Raw genomic sequence first — 19,147 nt, forward strand, 5'->3', positions numbered from 1 at the left:
CTGAAATGTGGATAATAGTAGTTGTTTACAATTATTGAATAACTGCTGATCTTATTATAGTTTTACATGAGTCTTTTAAAATATTGCGAGCGTAACTCAGTTGGTAGAGTGTCAGCTTCCCAAGCTGAATGCCGTGGGTTCGAATCCCATCGCTCGCTCTAATTTTCCCAAGTCATTTTTTTTCAATATTATTTACTATAATCAATTTCCAAATTAATACACTACCTTATTAATTTTTAAAATCTGTTTCTAATAGACTATAAATTGCAGTATCTAAAAACTGGCCTTTAAAAAGATAATCTTCTCTAAAATATGCTTCCTTTCTAAAGCCTAATTTTTCTAATAACTTTATGGAACTTAAGTTAGTAGGATTAACATTGCCTTCAATACTATGCAAACAGAATTCCTTAAACCCGAATTCGACTGCCTTAGCTAATGCTTCCTGCATATAGCCATTGCCCCAGTATTCAGGTTTCAAAGCGTATCCAATCTCTGCCCTTACATCTTTTTTTCTCATCCTCCAGTATCCAATATAGCCAACTACATCTAACGCGTCTTTTTTTCTAATTATCCAGTTGATACCTTCTTTATCTTTGAATGACTTAATAATTCCTTCGATCATTAGCTCTGATTCTTCAATAGATTTATGAGGATCCCTATCAAGATATTTCAAAACTCTATCGTCTGAACGCATTATAAAAAGTTCATCTGCATCACTCTTCATAAACTCATTTAGAAGCAGTCTTTTAGTTTCTAATGCAGGAAACGAAATAAAAACATTATCATTTATTTTATAATTCATTATAAATTTCTAATTAATTTATTAACTTAAATATAAATGAGATATTGTTGTCAATAAAATGAGATATCTACTATTTAACTTTAATTAAGAATATATTTATTGCAAGTAATCTTAATATTTTGAAACTTTAAATAAGAATTTTGTCTTAATTTTATTCGAAAGCTAGATGCGGTATTTATCCACTAAATACTTAAGCTTCAGTCTTCTTTTATTACTTTCAACAACAATAAACCTATACACCCAAACAAAACAGTTACGTTTTAATCATATCACAGTTGAGAACGGACTCCCAGAAAATTCTGGCTGTTCTATTTTTCAGGATCATCTCGGATTTATATGGATTGGAACTGAAGGAGGATTGGTTAAATATGATGGCTATACATTTTATCAATACAAATCGAGTGAAGTTGATGGGTTAAAGAATCAAATAAATGCAATCAGAGAAGATATCACTGGCATACTTTGGATATCAACCAATTCAGGTTTACAGCAATTTAATCCAGTTACAAAAACTTTTATTAATTATGAATTTCCGGATTCCATCTTTAAATCAGATCAAAAGATTGGTTACATACACTTAGATAGTGCTAATAAATTGTGGTTCATCAATAGTCAAACCAACGGTCTTTATAGGTTTGATTATAAAAATAATGAACTCATAAATTTTGGTCCTTCAGGTAATAATCAACAAAAAATCAATTCGTCTGTTTCTGTTTGGGGTAAGTCGGAGCTAGGTCAGCTTCCTTTTCTCGAGGATAACAAAGGTAATATCTGGGTTGGTACAGTAAACACAGGACTTTATAGATACAGCGTTAATAAAGATACTTTAATAAATTTCAGAAATGATAAAAATAGTAGCACTAGTATAAGTGATGACAAAATCTTAAATATTTTTCAGGATTCAAATGGGCTGATATGGATTGGTACAGATGGAGGCGGATTGAACTTTTATGACAACCAAACCAATTCTTTTAAAAGATTCAAGCGGAATAGTAGCAACACCAATTCTTTAGTAAGCAATACAGTTTATTTTATTTATGAAGATAAGAAAGGATTTCTTTGGCTGACAACACCAGCAGGATTAGAAAGATTTGATCCAAGACGAAATGAGTTTTTACATTTCAGACACGATTCCAGCAATCCACATAGTTTGTCTACTGACTGGGCTATGCCGCTTTGCGAAGATGACTTTGGTAATCTATGGCTCTTAAACAAAAATGAAATCCCTGAATATTTTGACTTTAATAATTCTACATTTGTTAAATGCGGTAGTGGTTTTAGTTATTCGGACAATTACACTCCTGGATCCAATCTAATTTCTTTCCTCAAAGACCATTCTGGTGTGCTTTGGTTTGGGACCTGGTTCGGAGGGATTAATGTTTTTAATCAATCAAAATCATCATTTATTAATTGGGAACTCACTTCAAAGCAGGGCTTACCCACGGGGACAGATGTTAGCGTTATTTGTGAGGATAAGAAAAATAACTTAGCGATAATTACTGGAGAAGGCACTTTATACATTTATAATAAGTCAAGAAACGAAAAATTATCTTTTAATTTCTTAGGATCAGGTTTAAGGAAACAAGAGTATTTTAATTTCTGCCGAGCGATGTTCGACAGAAACGGAGATTTGTGGATCGGAGACCGTGGCCCGAGATTAATTAAATTCAATATGGTAAATAAGACTTTCAAAGATTATTACATTGGTAGCCCTGTAAAGAATGTGGGATTGATTCAAAACAGAGTGCAGGGGATATTTGAAATAGATGATGACAGACTTCTGATTGGCATCCTTGATGGAGTAGTTGAATTTAATAAAAAAACAGGAACTTCAAAGTTATACCAAATTAGTCCTGAAAATCTTGAAGCTTTTAGATTGATAGGCATAATGAAAGATAGTAAGAATAGAATTTGGTACTCTACAAATTTCAAGGGATTATATGAATATCTAGTTGATAAAAAGGAATTTATATCTACTGATTTAAATGTTGGCTCAATTAAAATATTTGAGAGTAAAAATGGGAATTATTGGCACGGAACTTATGCTAATGGACTATTCCTGATTGATAATAATGCCATCAAAAAGCATTTTACTATTAAAGATGGATTGCCTAGTAACGAAGTTCGCGAGATGGTCGAAGACGATGATGGTAATCTTTGGTTATTAACAATAAATGGGATTTCAAGATTTGATCCCAATAGAAAATCATTTAAAAACTATGGAATAGAAGATGGGCTTAAGAGTAAACAATGTTATGCTGAATTTATAAGCTCCAACGGTGAAATTTTCATAGGTAGTGCCAAAGGATTAGTTTCCTTCTTCCCGGATCAAGTTAAGGACAATCCTATTCCACCAAAAGTTGTAATTACAAAGATTTCTTTATTTAATAGAACGGATGACTCACTACATTTCAGCAAATACTTATCAGAACTTAAGGATGTCGAACTTGCCTATGACCAAAATGATCTTTATCTCGAATTTGTTGCACTACATTATGTTGGACCAGAAAAAAATATTTATTCTTATATGCTTGAAAACTTTGATAATAACTGGAAAAGTCCTGATGCTATCAGAAATGCGACATATACTAACCTTGACCCCGGTCAATATATTTTCAGGGTAAAAGCAGCAAATAGTGACGGTGTCTGGAATGGAAAAGAAGCGTCAATAAAAATTATTATACTTCCTCCCTGGTGGCAGACCACTTGGGCTTATATAATTTACATAATTATTATTAGCAGTATTATTTATTCCATCTGGAAAGGCCAGTTAAAAAGAATTAAAATTAAACAAGAATTTGAAATGAGCAGATTTGAAGCCCAAAAACTTCACGAAGTTGATAAAATAAAAACCAGATTCTTTACAAACATTTCCCACGAGTTCCGCACACCTCTTACATTAATTCAAGGGCCGGCTAAACAGATCATCGAGAAGACAAATGAAACGAGTACCCGAGATAGCGCTAACTTCATATACAGAAATGCACAAAGACTTATCGGATTGGTTAATCAACTTTTGGATTTGTCTAAACTAGAAGCAGGTGAAATGACAATCAAAGCAAGTGAAACGGATGTGGTTGATTTAGTAAAAGACATAATCCTTTCATTTACACCTTTAGCAGAAAAAAAGAAAATAACACTTAATTTAGATCAGGATGTGGAAAAGATTCTCGCCTATCTGGATAAAGATAAAATGTATAAAGTAATTAATAATGTGCTTTCAAATGCTTTCAAGTTTACCCCAGAATACGGAAGAATCAATGTAACTGTAGTTAAAAATATTGATATGGTTGAGATCAAAATATCCGATACAGGAATTGGAATAGCAAAAGAAAGAATAAATAAAATATTTGACAGGTTCTATCAGGTTGATGATACTCATACCAGGGAGCAAGAAGGCACCGGGATAGGATTAGCATTGACAAAAGAACTTGTTGATCTACAAAAAGGAAAGATTTATGTTGAGAGTAAAGAAGGTGAAGGATCAACTTTTACAATTAGCTTACCGTTGGGCAAAGAACATCTAAAACCTGAACAAATAATTAAGATTGATAAAGATGAACAATTCACCCTTCCTGTTCAACAAGAAAGTATTACAAAAAATGCATCTATTCAAAACAGATTTGAAATAGAATCTCTGGTCCATCCACAAAAACCCACGCTTTTAGTAGTAGAAGATAATCTAGAAGTGAGATCTTTCATCACAGGCATTTTTGAAAATGACTATATAATCTATGCAGCCAACGACGGTGAGGACGGTTTAAGAATTTCGTTTGAAGAAATTCCTGAAATTATAATCAGTGATTTGATGATGCCGAAGATGGATGGATTTGAAATGTGTAGTAAGCTAAAAAGTGATGAAAGAACCAGCCACATACCTATAATTATGCTAACCGCAAAGGCAACTAACAAAGATAAGATTGAAGGATATGAATTGGGTGCAGATGATTATATAATGAAGCCCTTTGATGCAGATATTCTTAAAGCCAGAGTTAAGAACCTTCTTGGACAAAGGGAAAAACTAAAAGAACACTTTTTACAAGATGGATTATTTAATTTAGATGATAAGAGGATTACATCTACTGATAAAGTTTTCCTAAGGAAAGCTATTGAAATTATAAATAGTCATTTATCTGATACTGATTTTGGGGTTGAATCATTTGCGAAACAAATTGCAATCGGGAGGGCGACTTTGAATAAAAAATTAGTAGCACTTGTCGGCGAACCGCCAAGTGACCTGATTAAACGAATAAGACTTTCCAGGTCTGCAAAATTACTGGAAAAAAACTTTGGGAATATCTCAGAAATAGCATTAGAAGTTGGATTTACTAACCCAGCTTACTTTTCTGATTGTTTCAGAAAGCAATTTGGCATTTCACCTTCAGAATATCGAAGCAAGTTTGTTAATCATTAGCAGTTACCAACTAATTTTTTCTTCATTTATACTAAATCGAAAGATTTATAGACCAGATTGGTAGATTTCCCACCCGCATAAGATTACCTTAGTAACAAATAATAATAGATAAAACCCAATACTCTGGTTTTGATAAATACGAATTTAGTCTAAAACAAGCTGAGTGGTGACTCATTGGAAGAATTATTACCGTCGGAATATTATTTAGGGCAAAATTTTCCTAACCCATTTAATAAGGAAACAAAGATTAAATATTGTTTGCCAGTTAAATCAAATGTTAAACTAAGTCTATATAATTATGATGGGGACATAGTAAAAGAGTTAGTAAATGATATTAAGGAAGCCGGGACATATGAAATAATATTAGAGAGTAGTGATTTTACAGAGGGGAAATACTATTACTTGATTGAAGCCCTTGACCTTGCCTCTGGTTTAAAAAAGATTTTTAATGAAAAAAAACAAATAATTTTAATAAAATAAAAAAAACTATTAAACCCTTTATTTAAAGTGGTTTTAACTTTTTTAATACTTTAATCGGAGAGTGCTATGAAAAATCTATCATTACTTTTTATTGTATTTCTTTTATTACAAATTAGTTCATTTGCTCAGCAAGAGTTTTTTAATGAAAATCCACCACAAATGATTTCAGCTGAAGGGGAAATGGGAAGTATTAATGTAACTTTAGATTCTTTAATGCTTGATTCCATTATCACTGCCTTATAAGAATTCTCTCTCTATCCCCGGCATTGCATCCTTAATTATAAAAAATGATCAAGTGATATGGAATAAAAATTATGGTTTTAGAGATGTCGAACTTCAACTACCGGTTGAGGACTCAACGCTATTTGCTGTTTGCTCAATATCAAAAACATTTATAGGAACAGCAGTAATGCAACTCTGGGAAAATGGATTAATAGAACTTGACAATAATATCAATGATTATCTACCATCTGGTTTTTCTGTTGTGAATCCATTTTTCCCAAATGATTCTATAACGGTTAAAATGCTTCTTACACACTCATCAAGTATTGCAGATTATTGGGTGGAACTGGAGGAGTTCTTTGGGAGTTGCGGGGATTCTCCACTAAGGCTAGATAGTACACTAATACAATATTTTACTCCGGGAGGAATTTATTATTCGCTTTCTAATTTTAATAATACCCATCCTGGACAATCCTGTTATTACTCAAACCCTGGATCTTGCCTGTTAGCCCTTATCATTGAGAATTTAACCGGGCAATCATTTGATGAATATACAAGAGACAACATATTTACTTCTTTATCTATGAACTCATCTTCTTGGTTTCTACAAGGATTGGATACATCTCAAATTGCAGTACCATATATAGTAGCCTCTCCAGGTTGTCATAAAGGGAATGCTTTTTATCCCATTACACAACTCAGGACTAATAAGTTTGAACTATCAAATTATATTTCGGCCTATTTGAATGGCGGTAAATATAATAACAACAGGATTTTAGATAGTACAACAGTTTCACTTATGTTATCAGATCAGTTGGGATTTTCGACTACGGAGGGATACTTGCAGGGTCTGATTTGGTACAGAGATTCTCAATATGGTGCTGACACTTGGGGCCATTCCGGTAAATGGAGTGGTTATGAAACGCAAATGTTATTGAATAAAAATGAAAATTGGGGCATCGTGTTTTTCTTGAATAAACGTCTATATGATTATGCCGGATTTATTTCTACCCTATACTCTCTTGTTGATTATGCAAACTTATATGGAAATATTTATGCAAATACACCCAAGGTTGATAAAGGATATGCAAGAATTGGTATCGATAACGTCTTATTCAGAACAACATTTTCAAATATTTATGATCATCAGTTTAACGCTCATCTTATATATTCAAATTCAGACGGTATAATTTTAGATTCTGTATTGCTCTATGATGATGGAATACACGGAGATTCACTTTCGAATGACGGTATTTATGGTGGATACATTCCACCTCAACAGACTAATGATTTTTACTCTCTAGGTGTCAGTACAATTGATAACCAAACAAATAAATATTTTAACACACCTGATATTTGTAAATTTACAACTATACCGTTATTAATTGATAGTCTGCCTATTGGGACAGCTAATAATTATAGATATACCTTTAAGCCATTTCTAAAAAATGCAGGCACAAGCTTAACCATAGAAAATATAATTATTAAACTAACAAGCAATGACCCCTGGGTTACACTAATTTTCCCTGAAGGTGGTAGAGGATGTCCAAATCTTTTGCCTGGTGATATTAAGGGTGTTGTACAACCATTCGTAGTTACTTACGACTCAGCAACATTTCCAGGGCCGGGATATTTTAATTTAACGTTTAATATTTCAAGTAATGGTTGGGACTATTGGCAGATAGATACGACAATTAGTATAACCGGTATTTCAGATGCAGAGCCATTGCCAATTTATTATACTCTTGACCAAAACTTTCCCAATCCATTTAACCCTGTAACTACAATTAAATACCAGATACCACATAGGAGTAATGTATCTCTTAAGATATATGATATAATTGGAAATGAAGTCGCTGATTTAATAAACGAAGAACAGGAAGTGGGATTTTACAATATTGACTTTGATGCAAGCAAATTTTCGAGTGGAGTATATTTCTATAGAATACAAGCTGGAAGTTTTGTTCAGACAAGAAAAATGATTTTGTTGAAGTAAGAAATTAGAAAAGCCTCTCACTAAGAGAGGATTTAATTTTTTAAATAATTATTAGGTGAAAGCTATGAAAAACCTATCCCATATTTTGTTTTTCATTTTATTTGTATCAAACTTTTGTTTTTCTCAGTTACTTACAGGAATATCATCTGACACAGTTAAACTACCACAGGAAGATGTTTGGCCGATTAAAGAAAAAATGACACCGCACGAGACTAAATCAGTTGCGTCTTCGTTGCACCCTTCATTTTATGATCGTAAAGATGAGTGGCCAACAATTATTAAAGAGTTCTGGGGTCCTGGGGAATCACTTGCAGGCAAACTGGCAACTTTTGATGTATACCAGAATTTTGCCAGAGCTTATAATGCTACATTCCTTTGGAATCCAATCAATTGGGATTCACTTGCATCTGCCCTCAGATCACAAATCAATGATTCCACAAGTCGCGGAGAATTTTCAAGAATCTTAAACGATCTTGCGTTTGGGATAAAAGATGCACATGCGTATGCAATGGATAATGTAATGCGGACTACCTCATTAAATCCCGGGGCACCAATTCTTGCTGATGGATACGGATTTATAACTAATTTTGGTGCCGGTCTTACACCTCTTGAAGATAGTACCTTGCTTGTTTACAAAGCAGTATCAAACCATCCACTAGGATTAGTCCCTGGCGATATCATTCTAGGTTATCAGGGTGTACCGTGGTATCAAATCTTGGGGGAACTATTGCAGGGAGGTGTACCTCACACTCTATGGATGGGCGGAGCGCCGACTGCCGATAAGCGAACACTATTATGCGCAGCTAGTGAGAGCTGGCACTTGTTTGATACAATTGACGTAGTTAAGCACTCCTCTGGTCAGATAGTGCATCTGCCACTAGATTCGATGATTACTCTCAGCGTCCCTTCTAGTTATATTAATAATGAGCAGTTACAGGTGCCCGGTGTACCAATGCCAGAATTTAATTGGAATAACGGAGCGGTAACTTATGGAATTATCGATGGGACAAACATTGGTTATATATATGTTTATCATCACAATTATTTCGGAGTAAGTTATGAATTTGTTTTAGCAGTGGAAGCACTTATGGAAACGGATGGACTTATCATAGATATACGTAATGACTGGGGGGGACAGTTCGGATTGAATGATGGCATTAGCCGTTTAATGAATTATCCAACCTCAACTTTGGATCCAATGACAAGATGTTCACCAATCGATCTATTCTCAATTTGTCCAGATCCGCAATCTTGGTTCAATGGATATATACCGAATGATATTGGTACCTATTATGATCGGCCAATTGCAGTGCTTTTAGGTCCAAACTGTGCTAGTTATGGAGATATCTCAGCCTGGCAGTTTTCTTATGTCCCTTATGTACGGACTTTTGGGCGCTCGCCAAAAGCGATTTATAGTTACTTTGACGATGTCGTTAAACCCATAAGTTCGGGATATGATTTACGATGTCCAATAGGGACTGATGTTGATCATTATAATCCGGATTCTATAAGGTGGGGACAAGAATATCCCTTATATGAGGAGGTATGGCTTACGCCAGATGGTGTTGCTAATGGTGAAGATGATGTTGTTAACAGAGCCGTGGAATGGATGAACAATTTAGTGTTCCCACACAATGTATTTCCCGAAAAAGGATATTACGCTGCAGGGATAGATACTGCTCATATATTTTCTACGATTGAAAATCCTAATTCTCATCAGATATCAGCACGTGGATATATTAAAACATTTGGAGGTGTTCTGATTGATTCAGTAGATTTTGTTCATCAATTACTAAACCCCTCTGGTGAATTATGGCTGGGGAGTTTTGACTTACCGTTAGCTGAAGAATTCTACGATGTTTCAGTTACTTCTATTGATAATACAACAGGAGAAAAATTCCCAGTTCCAAATGCCACCAAATTTACTACTGTACCGTTATCAATTGATAGTCTCCCTGTTGGGATAGCTAATAATTATAAATATACCTTTAAGCCATTTCTAAAAAATGCAGGATCGACCTACACTCTAGAAAACATTGTTGTTAAAATGACGAGTGAGAATCCTTGGGTAACGGATATATTTCCAGAGGGTGGTAGAGGATGCCCCAATCTTTTACCTGGTGAAGTTAAAAGCGTACCAGCTGCTTTTGCAGTAACTTTTGATCCAGCCACTTTCCCAAATTTTCCAGACTCTGGATATTTCAATTTAACCTTTACTATATCAAGCAATAGTCTGGACTATTGGCGCATAGATACATTAGTATATGTTCAGACGTATACTGATGTTGAAGATGAATTATCTAGGCCTTTAACTTTCAATCTAGAACAAAACTTCCCCAATCCATTTAACCCTGTAACTACAATTAAATACCAGATACCACATAGAAGTAATGTATCTCTTAAGATATATGATATAATTGGCAATGAGGTCGCAGATTTAATAAATGAAGAACAGGAAGTAGGATTTTATAATATTGACTTTGATGCAAGCAAATTTTCGAGTGGAGTATATTTCTATAGAATACAAGCGGGAGATTTTGTGCAGACAAGGAAGATGATTTTGCTGAAATAAGAATTAGTTAAGCCTCTCAGAAAATGAGAGGCTTGTCCTTTTTAATTATTTAATAGGTGAGGGCTATGAAAAATTTATATTTAGTCAATGTTTTAATCTTCTCGGCTATATTTTATTATAAAACTTATGCACAAGATGTTAACTGGGAAAGAATCAATTACCTTAATGTTAGTGATGTCAATTCCATTGCAATAAACTCGAACGACGACATCTTCGTTACAGCTGGTGATTCATTATTTCGCTCAACTGATGGTGGTAATAGGTGGATTAAATTAAATACATCAAGCTTTTCATATTTTTTTAGCATTATATTCATTAATCATAATGATGATATTTTTGCAACATCCCTTGGTGGTGTAATATATCGGTCAACAGACAATGGTAGCAGTTGGACAAGCATATTAAATCAGTCTTCAGTCTATGGTATGGTTGAGGACGCTTTAAATAATTTATATGTTGCTAACTGTTTCGGTGGTGTTTTACGTTCTACAAATAATGGCAGTCAATGGATACAAGTGTTAGATAGTGCCGATGTACACGGTATTGTTATTTTGCCTTCACAAGAAATTATTGCGGGGTGTCCCGCAAGGAATTTGCCAAAAGCATTTCGTTCTGCTGATTACGGTATAAGTTGGCAAGAATATTCTTGGGGCTTCACATCACTAATTTGTAATTCAACTGGTCTTTTATTCGCAGGAGCCGGAAGTGGAGGTATGTGGCCATTATATGGAAGTAGTTATATTTTCAGATCAACAAATAACGGGGCAACCTGGGATAGTGTATATAGTTGTATAGATAGTAGCCATATTAACCGTATATACGATATTGTAACAGACAATAACGATCAATTATTTGCTATTGGATCTCTAGGTATTGTCTCTTCCACGGACAATGGTAATAGCTGGGTCACGCATAATGCCGGGCTGACAACTAATGATGTTTCTGCAATTGAAAAGAATTCGGAAGGTGAAATATTCGTTGGAACTCCAGACGGTGTATATATTTGTGTTAAAAAAACTCCAACAGGCGTGATAAACGATAAAGAGATCCTACCAAAAAATTTTATACTTTCACAGAACTACCCGAATCCATTTAACCCTGTAACAACAATTAAATACCAGATACCACATAGAAGTAATGTTTCACTTAAAATATATGATTTACTTGGTAATGAGGTTGCTGACTTGGTAAATGAAGAACAGGAAGTGGGATTTTACAATATTGACTTTGATGCAAGCAAATTTTCGAGTGGAGTATATTTCTATAGAATACAAGCTGGAGATTTTGTTCAAACTAAGAAAATGATTTTGCTGAAATAAGAAATTAGTCAAGCCTCTTATTCAGAGAGGCTTTTATTTTTTTAATAATTATTAGGTGAAAGCTATGAAAAAAACAATATACACTCTGCTATCCTTTTTGTTGGTGTCGCAAATATGTTTTGCACAGTTGTATCAACAAAACAGAGAAGTAAGTCCTAATATTAAGAATAGTCAATTGGACCAACAGGATAAACACGTACCGATAATTGACTGGAAAATACAGGGAAAGAGTTCTCTCGAATTCTCAACCTCAAGAATTCCAGACAGGCTCAAGAGTGGAAATGATAACCTTGATGTTAATAATACATTATATCCTTTTCTCAATGATAGATCTTATCCCAACAGACATAAAACAAACCTTCAGCGAACCAATAAGACGTTATCCCCCCCATCACAGATCTATGTGATTGATACCGCAATTGTTATAAGCACACAGGATACAACCAGGCATCTATATTCTTTTAATGCCAGCGCTAAAAGAACTTTCGATATGATGCAAAAATTGATTGATGGTCTTTGGGTGGATACTGTTCGCCATTCAAATACATACGATGCAAATAATAATATACTCAACGATTGGTTTGAGTATTGGGAAAACGGTCAATGGCTGAATAGCTCTCGGGACACATACACCTATGATACAAACAACAATATGCTCTCCGAGTTGCACGAGTCTTGGGAGAATGGTCAATTGTTTTATAGTGATCAGCACACTTATACATATGATACAAACAACAATATGCTTTCAGAATTGTACGAGCATTTGGAAAATGGTCTATTGGATCGGTTTGAATATACTTACACCTATGATGCAAGCAATAATAGGCTTACAGAATTTTTCGAGTCTTGGTGGAACGGCCAATTGGAGGGTAGGCATCGAGGAACCTATACTTATGATACTAATAACAATAGGCTGTCATCTCTATACGAAGAGTGGTTGAACGGGCAATGGGTGTATTTCTCGTTGATCACACTCACCTATGATGCGAGCAACAATATGCTATCATCTCAATTTGAGCAATGGGAGAACAATCAATGGGTGCTTAGCATTCGGTACACGCTCACCTATGATGCGAGCAATAATATACTCTCAAAACTGGATGAGTCTTGGGAGAATGGTCAGTTGTCTAATAGATATCGGCACACATACACATATGATGTTAATAACAATAGACTCTCTTCTCACACAGAACAATGGGAGAATGATCAATGGGTGAATTTGTACCGCAATACATATACCTATGATGGTCAAGGAAATATGCTATCCGAGTTGTCAGAGCAATTTGAGAATGGTCTGTGGGTGGAGAGCCATAAGTACACTTACACATATGATACGAACAACAATTTGCTTACAAATTTATACGAGTCTTGGGAAAATGGTCAATTGGTGGATGGATGGCGGAACACTTACACATACAATGAGAATAACAATATGCTCATAAATTTGTATGAGCATTGGTTAAATGGCCATTGGGTGAATATCTCTCGGTACAGCTTCGCGTATAATGCTCAAGGAAATCTGTTTTCTTGCTGGTACCACACTTGGGATGGAGTATCTTGGATACCTACTGATTTTCCTAGTGGAAGAGGATGGGGTTGGTATAGCATCTATGACAGCGCAGGCAACATCTATAGATACCAGGGTTACAATTTCACGCTCTTGTACAAGATTATAGTAACTGGAGTTATGAATGAGGGTAGTAACATTGTGGCTACATACTCTTTATCACAGAACTATCCTAACCCTTTTAACCCGACAACTAAAATTCAATTTTCAATTCCAAAATCAAATAAAGTAGTAATAAAAGTATTCGATATTCTAGGGACTGAGATTGAAACTGTAGTCAATAAAGAAAAACCTGTTGGCACTTATGAACTAAACTGGAATGCATCCAATCTTCCAAGCGGAGTTTATTTCTATCAATTAAGAGCAGGAAATTTTGTGCAAACAAGAAAAATGATTTTACTAAAATAAAGAACATTCGGGGTGTTCAATCATTCTGAAGACATTAGCGACTGAACACCCTGTTAAATAATCATTATTAATTTATTAGGAGGTTCGTTATGAAAAAGTTATGTGTTCTTCTTGTTTTATTAGCACCATTTTTTTTGGTGTTAAATATTGAAGCGCAACAATGGTCTGCAGAGCAGCAGGAAGTCTGGAAAACTATTGACGCTTCGTGGCAAGCCGCTAAGGATGGTAAGGTCTGGGTTGAAGAATTTGTTCACCCTGATGGTATAAGTTGGGGTTATTCTTCACCGATGCCCCGAGACAAAGCAACCATGATTCGTTGGTCAAAGGCTTATAAATCAATTACAAAGATTCTGGAATATCAAATTTTTCCACTTTCAATTGTAGTAAAGGGAGATGTGGCAATTGCTCATTATTATTATCGTGAGCTTGACGAATCATATGACGGAAAAAAAGAATCAGAAAATGCTCGCGTTACAGAAACTTGGTATAAAGAAGGTAACAAATGGCTGCTATTAAGCTGGCATAGTGGTAAGGATAAAACTAAGGAATAAGTAGATAAAAAAAACTTAAATAGATGAGCATTATTAAAGCCTCTATCAATAAATTTGTTAGGGGCACCTTTTTTTTTATCAAATTAAGCGATTCAGTTACCTCCAAGTAATATCAAAAATGACAGTACAGATTATTTAAAAAACCTAAAAATATTATCAAAAACCTCAATTGCCATAAAAATCCAAAAGATCGCAAGAATTTTCCTAACGCACATTTCTAAAAAGCTTTAATTTTGCAATTCGCATAATTATTCTTTTGCTAAGATTATCAATCTACTTTCGCTTTCTGCCAGTTTAATCTAAACATTGATTTACGTATGCCGTCATTTAAATAACTAATTTATCATCATTAAGGAGGCAACCTTATGAAGAGTAAACTGTTTCTTGCAATCCCAACTGCAATAATAATAGTGTTGGTTTTTTCACAAATTAACTGCTCTGGTAGAGAAGAGAATAAACCTCTGTCACAACAGGAATTAATTTCACGCGGTAAATATTTAGTAACCACTGGTGGTTGTTCTGATTGTCATACTCCTAAAATTTATACCGCAAATGGACCAGTACCTGATTCAACAAGAAGTCTTTCCGGTTTTCAAAAGGGAGAAAAACTTCCGGTCCTGGATGTTAAGTATTTTACACCCGGTAATTGGGTGGCTACAGAAAGTAATTTTTCTGCCTGGGTTGGGCCGTGGGGAATTTCATATGCCGCAAATCTAACTCCCGATAATGCAACTGGAATTGGAGCGGTAACAGAAGAAATGTTTATAAAATCTCTTAGAGAAGGAAAACTTAAAGGTGTCGGTAGACCATTACTTCCTCCAATGCCTTGGCAGACTATGGGTCAAATGACAGATCAGGATCTTAAAGCTATGTATACTTATCTAAAATCCATTAAACCTATTCATAACGAAGTTCCGCAGCCCACACCACCGGATAAGATGGCGGAAATGTTAGCGGGTAAATAGTTTATATAATTCACTAAGTAGAAAAACAATTATGCAGGAGTTTATATGTATTTGGTCAGAGACACTTTTAATTGCAAACCAGGTAAAGCAAAAGAATTAGTAAATAAATTCAAACAGACAATTCCTTTTATGGAAGAACAGCACCTTAAGAATGTTAGAATTATGACCGATATAGTTTCAAATTACTGGACGGTTGTTCTTGAAGGTGAAGTCAATAATTTAGCCGAATTTGAAAATCAAAAAGGCTTTACATCCCAGGAAAAAGTTAAGGAAATAATGGCAGGTTATATGGATCTTGTTGAAGGGGGTAAGCGAGAAATATTTCAAATTGAGTAATAGAAATATCCCCTATCGATAAAAATCGGTAGGGGATAATGTTTACTCATAAATTTCATAAAAAATATTGTTAAAATAAAATTTCACATTCTGTCCGAGTGCAAGAAATTGTGCTGTCTCCGGTTCTTTATTTAGCAGTTTAAAGTATTCATCAGAATTAAATTGTATCCTAACTTTATTTGCATTTCTTTGATTTTGCAACTCACTATCAACCCAAAACTTATCCTGCTGATAAACAGCTCTTCCTAAAACATTTTTTACTTGCTGGGTAAGGTTTCTTTTATTGCCTTCAGAATCTGTGTAAGACAATCTTTCTTTCCCTTGTTGGGTTTGCTTATAGTTTGAAGCAGAATTTAGACTTTGAAATTCTTTACTCACCTCAACACTGCCTCTACCACTTATATCATTCATCCTAAAATAATCTGCTTCATTTCGTTTTTTCAATTCGGGTCTTGGTGCAAGAGATTGCAGACCATCAATTAATCTTCCTCCACGAACTCTGATGTCTTCGTCTTCCATAATTAAGTAGCTTGTGTATGGCGTTATTATTCCATGTTCACGTGCCAGTGTTGTAACTTCATCAATCAATTCTTTGCTCTCACCGTTCAACCGAATAATATCAAGCAGATATCCAATTCTTCTTGAAGCCCAAAGTAATGGGATGAAATTATAATCTTCATTTTTAGGATCAAGTTTTTCATTTAGTGAAAACTGCTTACTTTGTCCGTTTAGTTTTCCATTTAGAGTAATCTTTACATTTCCCACTCCCTTAAATCTTCCAAACACCAGTAGGTTGGATCCTTTAAATAAATCGGGTAAATCTTTTGGATAGGTTTGATAAACTTCAACATTGTTAAAATCTAAATTCAAATTGCTTAGAACAGGGGATTGGATTTTATCATAAAAATTTGAAACCTTAACTTCAATATCTTCTTCGTCACCTACATAAGTCCGCCATGCCTTAGTAGCCTCCGTCAATCTATCAAGAAGGTGAGTGTTAATTTCATTCCCAATTCCAAAAGTAAATATTCTGGATTTGTACTTATTTATGTCCAAAATTCTCTTGATTAGTTTATCATCATTCATTTCGCCAATAGTTGGTTTGCCATCTGTAAGAAAAACTAAAAAATGAGGGCGATTAGATTCTTTGTAGTTCTTGAATGCTAGATTGAAAGCTTCTTCTATGTTTGTACCACCGATTGCTTGAAGATCATTTATAAATTTTTTGGCTTCATTAATATTTTTCTTTTCAGCTTTTTCTAAAGAATTATATAACGAGTATGCCTCTGTTGAAAATCGTATGATATTAAAATAATCACCAGCATTTAAGTTATTAACACAATATAAAAGTGCTTTCTTTGCCTGCTCTAACTTTTCGCCGCTCATACTTCCTGAAACATCAAGAATAAAAGTAATGTCTTTATTTTCAATATTAGCCCTATCAATTTCAATCGATGGTGACGCGCTTAATAAAAAATATCCATCTTCGCTTCCTGATTTGTAAGTTAAAATAGATAATCCGACTGTAGATGAATTTTTTGAAAAGTATATTTTGAAATCGGTATCTGGTGTAGTGTTATCGTCTTCAAAAGAGATAACAGAATGATTGTCACTTTTATTTACAATATCAACTTCATGAGTAGGGCAGTAGATGTTTTTAAGTTTATCGTCAGATTTTAAATCTATCTTAACGGAAACATTTTTTAGTGGTTTTGCAGAAAATTTTTCGGTGTTAAGCGGATAAATGTATTCAAATAAATTGTTATCAGATTCTAATAACTGTGTATAACTTATTGATATCTTCTTTTCACTTTTTGGTTCGATAGGGAAGATGCGCAGCTTAAAAATATTTTGTTCACTGTATTCAAGCAAAGCAGGGTCGCGCATTTGTCTAACAATATCTTCATAAATCTTTCTTGCTTTATCGGAATCAAGTAATTCAGCTTTTGTTTCCTTTCCATTTATAACCATTGTAAAGTTGTTAATCACAGCTCCTTTTGGAATTGGGAAGATGTAAAACCCTTCCAACTGAAAGTTTGATGGATTATAAAATGATTGATCAATTGTGGTGACTGCTGATTGTCCATCAATCTTAACATCAACTTTGTGGTAAACAACCTCTAGAGGAAAAGGATTTGGTAATGGATTGGGACGGAGAATAACTATGAAGCCATCAGCGAAAGAATGATTGTTCAGCAAAAAGATTAGAACGATTAGAGATATTTTTTTTAACATTTCTTCACCTTTTGTAGTGTTATCCCGAATTTGTTTCAGGATCTAACCATTAAAGAGATGCTGAAACATGTTCAGCATGACTATATTGTAATTATTCAAACTTATAATTTCTTTGTTTTGCCTGTTCACGAATTGTCTTAATCATAACGGCATCAAGTGTGTTTTCATTTTTATTCTCAAGAAGCTTTTTGGCAACATATTTACTACGTTCTTCATTTAGTTTATTGATTTGATTCTGTAATTTTCCTCTTTCCTTACTCATTTTATCAACATATGCTTTTCTTTCTTGTTGATTCATCTTTTTCATTTCGTCTGGCAATTCTTCATCCTTTAGTTCTTCAATCTTAACTGTACCATCTTTTTTTGCATCAACTAAATCCCAGGTAGAATTTTTTATACTGTCCTCCGGACTTTGTAACTGATCGTTGAACCATAACTTCATTGCTTAAGCCAATTGAGTTTGCATCTTGTTCAGCTTGCAGTTCTTTTTTCTCTTTTCCAAAATTTCCAAAAGCTATGTAAGTTTTATTTAATTCTTGGCCAAGCTTTACAATCTCATGATCTTGTGGTGCATCAATGTGTACTATTTCAGCATTCTGATCAATATTCATATATTTTCCATCGGAGATATCCGCACCATCTTTCCACATTGTCTGGATACCCTCATCATAATTCCCACAGAATATTGTATTTACCACGATTCCATTTTTTACAGCTTCTTTACAAGCTTTCTTATAATCGATGTCTCCCTGTGTGAACGGTTCGTTACCTGCGATAAAAATTATTTTAAGTTCGTCGTTAGATTTGTTCCACTGTAGATTGTTAACCGCATTAAGAATAACTTTTCCACAAAATTCTTCACCACCATTAGTTTTAAGTTTGAACAGCTCATCGGAGATTTTATCAAGATCTTGAGTGAAAGGTACGATGTTTCTTAAATGCCCTTCTTGTGAAGGGATTGCATCTTTTCCGTATTCATAAAGCGCCACGTAAAGATCAACCGGATGCCGATCCTTTTTTGTTGTAGCAAGTTCATTTACAATTTTCCATAATTGGCTTTTTGCCTGATCAATCAAACCATCCATACTGTTGCTCGTATCTAATAACAAAGCAAGTTGAATGGAATTATTTTTCGTAATTATATTTTGAGGAATTTGATTTGAAAACAGATTAGTTGATGTGACAACTAAAAAAATCAAAGCTAATAAATATTTCATTTTAACCTCCGTATTGGATAATCAATTAAATAATCTGTTGCTTTGACTATATCAAAATTAGCT

Annotated in this window: 14 protein-coding genes and 1 tRNA gene; 11 read left to right on the forward strand and 4 right to left on the reverse strand. The window is 34.2% G+C overall.

Going from position 1 to position 19,147, the window contains the following annotated elements; genetic code table 11:
- The first annotated feature begins 85 nt into the window (after positions 1-85).
- Positions 86-158 (forward strand) — tRNA-Gly (locus IPJ23_19255).
- Between the two features lie 71 nt (positions 159-229).
- Here the strand turns inward: IPJ23_19255 and IPJ23_19260 are convergent.
- Positions 230-802 (reverse strand): GNAT family N-acetyltransferase, encoded by a 573-nt coding sequence (locus tag IPJ23_19260; protein MBK7632772.1) that lies wholly within the window; start codon positions 800-802, stop codon positions 230-232.
- A gap of 166 nt (positions 803-968) precedes the next feature.
- Here IPJ23_19260 and IPJ23_19265 point away from each other — a divergent pair, with 166 nt between their 5' ends.
- From IPJ23_19265 to IPJ23_19310, 10 genes are all read left to right on the forward strand, one after another.
- Positions 969-5,216, forward strand: a complete 4,248-nt coding sequence (locus tag IPJ23_19265; GenBank protein MBK7632773.1) for a response regulator — start codon at positions 969-971, stop codon at positions 5,214-5,216.
- Between the two features lie 174 nt (positions 5,217-5,390).
- Positions 5,391-5,696 carry a hypothetical protein gene (locus IPJ23_19270; GenBank protein MBK7632774.1) on the forward strand — a complete coding sequence of 102 codons (306 nt, stop codon included), beginning with the start codon at positions 5,391-5,393 and terminating at the stop codon, positions 5,694-5,696.
- 66 nt (positions 5,697-5,762) lie between these two features.
- Positions 5,763-5,939, forward strand: a complete 177-nt coding sequence (locus tag IPJ23_19275; GenBank protein ID MBK7632775.1) for a hypothetical protein — start codon at positions 5,763-5,765, stop codon at positions 5,937-5,939.
- 907 nt (positions 5,940-6,846) lie between these two features.
- Positions 6,847-7,914: a T9SS type A sorting domain-containing protein gene (locus tag IPJ23_19280; GenBank protein ID MBK7632776.1), complete on the forward strand. Its 1,068-nt coding sequence runs from the start codon at positions 6,847-6,849 to the stop codon at positions 7,912-7,914.
- A 757-nt stretch (positions 7,915-8,671) separates the two neighbouring features.
- Positions 8,672-10,486 (forward strand): T9SS type A sorting domain-containing protein, encoded by a 1,815-nt coding sequence (locus IPJ23_19285; GenBank protein ID MBK7632777.1) that lies wholly within the window; start codon positions 8,672-8,674, stop codon positions 10,484-10,486.
- 713 nt (positions 10,487-11,199) lie between these two features.
- Positions 11,200-11,805 (forward strand): T9SS type A sorting domain-containing protein, encoded by a 606-nt coding sequence (locus IPJ23_19290; GenBank protein MBK7632778.1) that lies wholly within the window; start codon positions 11,200-11,202, stop codon positions 11,803-11,805.
- A 1,432-nt stretch (positions 11,806-13,237) separates the two neighbouring features.
- Positions 13,238-13,780, forward strand: a complete 543-nt coding sequence (locus IPJ23_19295; GenBank protein MBK7632779.1) for a T9SS type A sorting domain-containing protein — start codon at positions 13,238-13,240, stop codon at positions 13,778-13,780.
- 89 nt (positions 13,781-13,869) lie between these two features.
- On the forward strand, positions 13,870-14,331 hold the full coding sequence (locus tag IPJ23_19300; GenBank protein ID MBK7632780.1) for a nuclear transport factor 2 family protein: 462 nt from the start codon (positions 13,870-13,872) through the stop codon (positions 14,329-14,331).
- A 365-nt stretch (positions 14,332-14,696) separates the two neighbouring features.
- Complete coding sequence (locus IPJ23_19305; protein ID MBK7632781.1) at positions 14,697-15,296, forward strand: c-type cytochrome; 600 nt, start codon at positions 14,697-14,699, stop codon at positions 15,294-15,296.
- 45 nt (positions 15,297-15,341) lie between these two features.
- Complete coding sequence (locus IPJ23_19310; protein ID MBK7632782.1) at positions 15,342-15,632, forward strand: hypothetical protein; 291 nt, start codon at positions 15,342-15,344, stop codon at positions 15,630-15,632.
- A gap of 42 nt (positions 15,633-15,674) precedes the next feature.
- Here the strand turns inward: IPJ23_19310 and IPJ23_19315 are convergent, their stop codons facing one another.
- The 3 genes from IPJ23_19315 to IPJ23_19325 form a co-directional block, all read right to left on the reverse strand.
- Entirely contained in the window at positions 15,675-17,867 is a 2,193-nt protein-coding gene (locus IPJ23_19315; protein ID MBK7632783.1) for a VWA domain-containing protein, read from the reverse strand.
- Between the two features lie 91 nt (positions 17,868-17,958).
- Positions 17,959-18,309: a hypothetical protein gene (locus IPJ23_19320; protein ID MBK7632784.1), complete on the reverse strand. Its 351-nt coding sequence runs from the start codon at positions 18,307-18,309 to the stop codon at positions 17,959-17,961.
- Positions 18,236-19,084 carry a VWA domain-containing protein gene (locus IPJ23_19325; protein MBK7632785.1) on the reverse strand — a complete coding sequence of 283 codons (849 nt, stop codon included), beginning with the start codon at positions 19,082-19,084 and terminating at the stop codon, positions 18,236-18,238. Before IPJ23_19325 ends, IPJ23_19320 begins: the two co-directional genes overlap by 74 nt.
- Positions 19,085-19,147 lie beyond the last annotated feature (63 nt).

This window comes from Ignavibacteriales bacterium, assembly GCA_016709765.1.
Classification (GTDB): Bacteria; Bacteroidota; Ignavibacteria; order Ignavibacteriales; family Ignavibacteriaceae; genus IGN3.

Excerpts from the sequence above, each read along its gene's own strand:
- IPJ23_19260 (MBK7632772.1), bottom strand. The coding sequence starts at position 802 with ATGAATTATAAAATAAATGATAATGTTTTTATTTCGTTTCCTGCATTA.
- IPJ23_19265 (MBK7632773.1), top strand. The coding sequence starts at position 969 with ATGCGGTATTTATCCACTAAATACTTAAGCTTCAGTCTTCTTTTATTA.
- IPJ23_19275 (MBK7632775.1), top strand. The coding sequence starts at position 5,763 with ATGAAAAATCTATCATTACTTTTTATTGTATTTCTTTTATTACAAATT.
- IPJ23_19280 (MBK7632776.1), top strand. The coding sequence starts at position 6,847 with ATGTTATTGAATAAAAATGAAAATTGGGGCATCGTGTTTTTCTTGAAT.
- IPJ23_19285 (MBK7632777.1), top strand. The coding sequence starts at position 8,672 with ATGGGCGGAGCGCCGACTGCCGATAAGCGAACACTATTATGCGCAGCT.
- IPJ23_19290 (MBK7632778.1), top strand. The coding sequence starts at position 11,200 with ATGTGGCCATTATATGGAAGTAGTTATATTTTCAGATCAACAAATAAC.
- IPJ23_19295 (MBK7632779.1), top strand. The coding sequence starts at position 13,238 with ATGCTCATAAATTTGTATGAGCATTGGTTAAATGGCCATTGGGTGAAT.
- IPJ23_19300 (MBK7632780.1), top strand. The coding sequence starts at position 13,870 with ATGAAAAAGTTATGTGTTCTTCTTGTTTTATTAGCACCATTTTTTTTG.
- IPJ23_19305 (MBK7632781.1), top strand. The coding sequence starts at position 14,697 with ATGAAGAGTAAACTGTTTCTTGCAATCCCAACTGCAATAATAATAGTG.
- IPJ23_19310 (MBK7632782.1), top strand. The coding sequence starts at position 15,342 with ATGTATTTGGTCAGAGACACTTTTAATTGCAAACCAGGTAAAGCAAAA.
- IPJ23_19315 (MBK7632783.1), bottom strand. The coding sequence starts at position 17,867 with ATGTTAAAAAAAATATCTCTAATCGTTCTAATCTTTTTGCTGAACAAT.
- IPJ23_19320 (MBK7632784.1), bottom strand. The coding sequence starts at position 18,309 with ATGAAGTTATGGTTCAACGATCAGTTACAAAGTCCGGAGGACAGTATA.
- IPJ23_19325 (MBK7632785.1), bottom strand. The coding sequence starts at position 19,084 with ATGAAATATTTATTAGCTTTGATTTTTTTAGTTGTCACATCAACTAAT.